This is a genomic window from Hymenobacter mucosus (assembly GCF_900188255.1).
Taxonomy (GTDB): domain Bacteria; phylum Bacteroidota; class Bacteroidia; order Cytophagales; family Hymenobacteraceae; genus Hymenobacter; species Hymenobacter mucosus.
The window spans coordinates 93,316-99,941 of the sequence record NZ_FZNS01000014.1 but is presented as its reverse complement, the minus strand read 5'-3'; the positions used below and the strand labels follow the sequence as shown (position 1 = coordinate 99,941).

General features: G+C 57.5%; 3 protein-coding genes. All 3 read left to right on the top strand.

Annotated features, from left to right (window positions below; all coding sequences use genetic code 11):
- Positions 1 to 329: 329 nt before the first annotated feature.
- Positions 330 to 2,633, top strand: a complete 2,304-nt coding sequence (locus tag CHB83_RS21125; protein WP_089334154.1) for a GH92 family glycosyl hydrolase — start codon at positions 330 to 332, stop codon at positions 2,631 to 2,633.
- Positions 2,634 to 2,635: 2 nt separating this feature from the next.
- Positions 2,636 to 2,839, top strand: a complete 204-nt coding sequence (locus tag CHB83_RS21120) for a hypothetical protein (protein ID WP_089334153.1) — start codon at positions 2,636 to 2,638, stop codon at positions 2,837 to 2,839.
- Positions 2,840 to 3,451: 612 nt separating this feature from the next.
- On the top strand, positions 3,452 to 6,601 hold the full coding sequence (locus tag CHB83_RS21115; RefSeq protein ID WP_089334152.1) for a SusC/RagA family TonB-linked outer membrane protein: 3,150 nt from the start codon (positions 3,452 to 3,454) through the stop codon (positions 6,599 to 6,601).
- Positions 6,602 to 6,626: the final 25 nt, after the last annotated feature.

The window sequence follows — 6,626 nt, the reverse complement described above, 5'->3', positions numbered from 1 at the left end:
TTAGCCTCAATAAGCGCAACGTGCCCAATGTGAGTACCAGCACCTACTACCGAGGGTATACTATCACTATTTTAAACGTACTTGGCATAAAATACCGCGTGCATGTTGGGGCGCTCTTCTTGTGTATAACCACCACATAACTTGAGGTTTCAGGCACCTCGCTTGTTTCTTTGGTTATGGATAAAGCCCACGGTAGCAGGTACCACTGGCTACACATTCACGCGGAACGCCACCGGCTAGCACGAATGCTGTGCCCTACGTGGCATCTCTGAGCTTCTCGGTTTCCGGCCTGCTCACAAACGCCCTGCTACTTAAGTCACCAAGTTTTCATGAAGCGTATCCGTAGTCGATTCATCCTCTCCGCAACTGCCCTGGCCTGTGGCATTGTCGCTGTAGCAGCCTGCACCAGCACCCAAAAGGTAGCAACCCAAGCTCCAAGCTCCAGCCTCACCCAGTACGTAGACCCCTACATTGGAACAGCTTTTCATGGTCATGTTTTCATGGGGGCCAATGTGCCATTTGGAGCCGTGCAGCTCGGGCCAGTAAATATTACTGAGGGCTGGGATTGGTGCTCCGGATATCATTATTCTGATTCCACTATTGTCGGTTTTTCCCACACCCACCTAAGCGGAACCGGCATCGGCGACCTGGGCGACGTGACGGTAATGCCCACTACCGGAGCCGTGCGCGTAACCGAAGGCCGGGTTAAGCACCCCGAGCGCGGCCTGGTGTCGCTTTTTTCGCATCAGGAAGAACAGGCCAAGCCGGGCTACTACGCCGTGCGCTTGAAGCGCTACGATATCAAGGCCGAGCTGACCGCCACCGAGCGAGTTGGCTTTCACCAGTACACCTTTCCCAAGTCCGACGCGGCCCACCTAATTTTTGACTTGCAGCAGGGTATTGGCTGGGACCTGGCCACGGACACCCACATCGAGCAGCTCAACGACAGCACCCTTGTTGGGTACCGAAACTCCAAAGGCTGGGCCGTAGATCAGCGCCTCTACTTTGCGGCGGTATTCTCCAAGCCTATCCGCAACTTCAGCAGCGTGCAGGTACTGGATACCCTAGGCAACACTAAGCCCGCGGCTACCGGCAACCGCCTCAAGGGCGTCGTCACCTTCGCAACCCAGGCAGGTGAGCAAGTAAAGCTGAAAGTGGGCATCTCTCCCGTGAGCACCGCGGGGGCACAGGCCAACATCCGAGCCGAAATTCCACACTGGAATTTCAATAAAGTGGTGGCTCAGGCCGATGCCGCCTGGAACCGGGAGCTGCAAAAAGTACAGATTCAGGCCGACGAAACCCGCCTGAAAACCTTCTACACGGCTCTGTATCACACCATGATTGCGCCCTCCATTTTCAACGACCATAACGGCGACTACCGGGGCACCGACAAGCAAGTACACCAGAACGCGGGCTTCACCAACCTAACCACTTTCTCCCTCTGGGATACCTACCGGGCGGCCCACCCCCTGTTCACCATTCTCCAGCCCGAGCGCGTCAATGACATGGTGAGCTCTATGCTTGCCATCTACCAGCAGCAGGGCAAGCTGCCTGTGTGGCATCTGATGGGTAACGAAACCAACTGCATGGTGGGCTACAGCGCCGTGCCTGTGGTGGCAGATGCCTACCTGAAAGGCTTCCGGGGTTTCGATGCCGCTCTGGCTTACGAAGCCGTACGCGCCACCGCCATGCGCGACGAGCTGGGCCTGAAGGCGGTGAAAGCCGGAGGCTTTATTCCGGCCAATAGTGAGGCGGAAAGCGTATCGAAAGGCTTGGAATACGCCATCGACGATTGGTGCATTGCGCAGATGGCCCGGAAGCTGGGCAAAGCCGACGATTACGCCTACTTCAGCAAGCGCGCTAAAAACTATGAGAACTACTTCGACAAGCGGGTAGGCTTTATGCGCGGCCGCGTGGCGCTGAACGAGTGGCGCACGCCCTTTAACCCGTTTACGTCCGTGCACATGAAAAGCGACTTCACGGAGGGGAACCCCTGGCAGTACACCTGGCTGGTCCCCCAAGACGTAGAGGGATTGATTGGCTTGCTGGGAGGTGAGAAGCGGTTCAGCCAGAAGCTGGATTCCTTGTTCATTGTGAAGGGTGATATGGGAGCCGAAGCTTCCAACGATATTTCCGGGCTTATTGGCATGTACGCGCACGGCAACGAGCCCAGCCACCACGTTGCCTACCTCTACAACTACGTGGGCCAGCCCTGGAAAACTGCCGATAAGGTCCGGTTCATCACCGATAACTTCTACACGGCCAAGCCCGACGGCATTATTGGGAATGAGGACGTTGGTCAGATGTCGGCGTGGCACATCTTCTCCACTCTGGGCTTCTACCCACTCAACCCGGCCAATGGTGCATACGTGTTTGGTAGCCCAGCCGTCAAGCACGCTACCATTAGGCTGGCCGCCGGCAAGACGCTTACTATCGAGGCCAAAAACAACAGCTCCACCAATAAGTATATTCAGGCAATTACCCTCAATGGCAAAGCCTATACTAAGTCCTACATCACGCACCAAGAGCTACTGCAAGGCGGCAACCTCATCTTTGAAATGGGTGCTACCCCAAGTCCTACTTGGGGCGTAGGTGCCGCCGACCGGCCAAAGTCGGTGATGCTACCGCAGTAGCCGTGACGGTTGACACCGCGGACTATTCCACTTCAGTCCCTGGTGCCCGTACGATTAGCAGCATTAACGCCTACCCTGGTAAGCTTAAGCTGATGCTCTGCGGCTTTCACGAGGTAGCCCTGGTAGCGCAAAGCACTTACCATCTACTCCTCCATAAGCAGTTCGGGCCCGAGGGCACCACCGCCAACGACATCCCGACGCTGTAACCAGATTATTAAAGGCTACCCTGGTTTCTGATAAGATATAGTTTGCCACCCATGCTATAACCTAGCATTGTAGAACAACTGCGGGGAAACTAGTCCTTGCTGTAAGACGCAAGTAGGCCGGATACCAGTGGACGTATCCGGCCTACTTGCGTTTTGGCGTTTCTGCACGTGCAGCCGCGTGTTGGCTAAGAAAATACCCCGGGCAACTGGTCCAATCGGGATAAGACTTCGCTTATCACATCACTAAGCTTACACTACGGTTCGTCTCTGACTGCTATACACTTAGGTGAAATACGAGCAGCACCTCGCCTATACGGGATGCAAAGGCCGAAAAGCACCACGTAATAATTAAATAATTTATAGAAAACACTCTATCAATAAGCAGGACATTCCTTTGTGCCGCGCAAAAGCACCATTCCCCAGCTATCAGCCAACCTCCCGCTTTGAACCTTGGGCTGTAGCCCTACCACCGGTTCTTTAGAAGCATCTTTTCTACCCGCCCCTTCCTGCATCCTAACCGAACCTACCCTGACCAAGGTCGGGCCTAGGCTTTGCCATGCCCATATAATCTGGCTGGTAGGCTGTCCTCTCCTGATCACTCTACTACTCCTTATGCCTGCACACGTAGTGAAAACCAGTCATCACAAGCAAGCCGCAGCTCTGGCGCTGACCTTATCGGTCCTAAGTGGCCCGGCACTGGCCTTACCAGTTGCTGAAGACTACGACAATAGCCCCGTACAGTCGACCACCGCCGTCGATCAGGTTGTGAGTGGACGCGTAGCCGACAAAGCCGGTCAGCCCCTGCCGGGCGTAACTGTTCTGGTGAAAGGAACAACTACGGGCACGACCACGGACAGTGAAGGACGGTTTCAACTTACCGTTGCGAACCCAGCGCAAGCAGTACTGGTAGTTTCTTTTATTGGCTACCAAACGCTGGAGCTACGAGTAGCGGAGCAAAGCAGCTTCGAGCTGGTGCTTAAGGAGTCGGCTACCGGCTTGGATGAGGTAGTGGTAATTGGCTACGGTACCGCCAAGCGCGAAAACATCACGACGGCGGTGGCTACCCTGCCCAACCCGGAAAAGATTGCCAACCGCCCCCTGACCAACGTGCAAGACATGCTACAGGGCAACCTAGCTGGGGTAACGGTAGTGCAGAATGGGGGCGACCCCGCCGCCACGGCCCGGGTAGTTATTCGGGGCGCCGGCACCCTGAGCAGTGAGGCTCCCTTGTACGTGGTGGATGGTATGCCCTACTACGGCGGGCCGCTGAACCCCAACGACATTGCCAGCATTACGGTGCTCAAGGATGCCGCTTCGGCCGCCATCTACGGCGCGCAGGCTTCTTCGGGCGTCATTGTCGTCACCACCAAAAGCGGTAAGAGTGGCGCCTCGCGCGTCACCATCGACACCTACCGGGGCTGGCAAACGGCCTACCAAACGCCTGAGGCCTTAAACGCAGCCGAGCAGGCCGCTGCCTACAACCAGGCTGCCGACAACGCTGGCGTGGGTCGCCCGGCGGCTCATGACCCCGCCAAAAACCCCTGGGGGCAGATTACGCGCACCAACTGGATAGACGAGATATTCCGCACCGGCAGCATTTACAACCTAAATGCTACTGTGAGCGGCGGCAATGACCGGGGGCGCTTCCTGACGTCCTTCGGCTTTCATGACCGGGAGGGACTACTCATCAGCACCAACCTTAAGCGCTACTCTCTGCGCCTGAAGTCGGACTACGACCTGAGCGACAAGATTACCGTTGGTCAGAACCTGTACGTAAACCATACCAAGGCCCGCGGCACGAACACCAGCAATGCCTATTCCGGCAGCATCCTCAATGCCATCTTCATGCCGGCCGCGGCCACGGTACGCTACGCCGATGGTGGCTACGGTGGGGTAACCCCACTGGCTCCATCACCCGAATTTCAGTTTGCCGGAGCCTACGGCGACGTATACAACCCCGTGGCCTTACTGGAGCGGCCTTCCATCAATAACCCCGTGCTCAACCTCAATGGCATTGGGTACGTGGAGTATAGCCCGCTCACCAACCTGAAGCTGCGCAGTAGCTTCAGCCTGGATTTGCTGCGCGACTCCTACAAGCGCTTCGACCCGCGCGTGCCCGAACCAGGGCGTAGCAACACGATGAACTATCTGACCCAGAGCCAAGGGCAGCGCGACAAGTGGATCTGGGACAATCAGGTAAGCTACCAGAAAGCCCTAGGCAAGCACTTCTTCGACTTAACGGCCGTGTACTCGGCCCAGCGCACCAACTACGAATACTACTCGTTGCGAGGCCAGAACTTCGACCGCGAGGACAGCTGGTACCAGTACATTGGCAACGCCAAGGAAATTGTGGAACGCCCAGCTAGCGACGTGTATCAAGAGGCGTTAACTTCCGCCATCGGCCGCCTGACGTACAGCTTCAACGACCGGTACTTCCTGACCGGCAGCCTGCGCCGCGACCAGTCGTCGCGCCTGCTCAAGTACAACTCCGACTACTTCCCGGCAGTCTCGGGCGCCTGGAAAGTATCATCGGAGTCCTTCTTCCAAGTGCCCGCCGTACAAACGCTGAAGCTGAGGGCCTCCTGGGGCCAGATCGGCAATATTCAGTCGGTGAACTACTACGCCTACAACCTGCCGCTCGTTGGCAGCCAGGCCTACTTAGGCAGCACCCCGGGCTACAGCACCGGCTACTACATCAACAAGCAGTCGAACCCCGACCTGAAATGGGAGCGGTCCGAAACCTTCGATGCTGGCCTAGACGTGGGCCTGCTGGATAACCGCCTGACCCTGACGGCCGATTACTTCCAGAAGTTTACCCGCGGCCTGATTCTGCCCATTGCACCCAACCCCAGCAGCGGAGTAGGCGAAGGCCCCACGGCCAACGTGGGCACTGTGCTTAATAAGGGTTGGGAACTGAGTGTGGGGTACGCCGGCCAGGCCGGACCCGTCGCCTTCCAAATCAACGGCAACGTGGCCACGCTGAAAAACCGGGTGCAGGACCTGGACGGCTACGGCAGCGAGTTTATTCAGCACACCGACAACGTGCGCACCCAGATGTACCCCTTCCGCTCGGCCGTGGGGCAGCCCCTGTACGCCTACTACCTGGTGCCGACCGAGGGCCTGTTCCGCTCTGAGCAAGAGGTAAGCGCCTACACCAACGGCGACGGCAAGCTGATTCAGCCCAGCGCCAAACCCGGGGACCTGAAGTTCCGGGACACCAACGGCGACGGCCGCATTGACGACAAGGACCGCGTGTTCATGGGCAATGCCATGCCCAAGCAAACCTATGGGCTTACCCTCAACGGGCAGTGGAAGGGCTTTGATTTGAGCGTGTTCTGGCAGGGCGTGAGCGGTGTGAAGCTGTTCAACGGCTACAAGTTTGCTACCTACAACGCCGGCTTGCAGGGCTACAACCTCGACCGCCATGTGCTCGACGCCTGGACGCCCCAGAACCCCGACTCCAACATCCCACGCCTCTCGCTCAACGACGCCAACAAAAACTTCAGCCTACCCTCCGACTGGTACCTGGAGGATGGCTCCTACCTGCGCCTGAAAAACCTGACCGTGGGCTACACCCTACCCACCGCCTGGAGCAGCCGCGTGCGTACCGGCGCCAGCCTTCGCCTCTACGGCACCGTCGAGAACCTGGTCACCTTCACCAAGTACTCCGGCATGGACCCCGAAATCGGGGGCGTGGGCCTGGATTTGGGCACCTACCCGGTAGCCCGCACTTTCACGGTTGGCCTGAACCTGGGCATTTAAGCAACTGACGGTCATTCTTTCCCCT

Excerpts from the sequence above, each read along its gene's own strand:
- CHB83_RS21125 (WP_089334154.1), top strand. The coding sequence starts at position 330 with ATGAAGCGTATCCGTAGTCGATTCATCCTCTCCGCAACTGCCCTGGCC.
- CHB83_RS21115 (WP_089334152.1), top strand. The coding sequence starts at position 3,452 with ATGCCTGCACACGTAGTGAAAACCAGTCATCACAAGCAAGCCGCAGCT.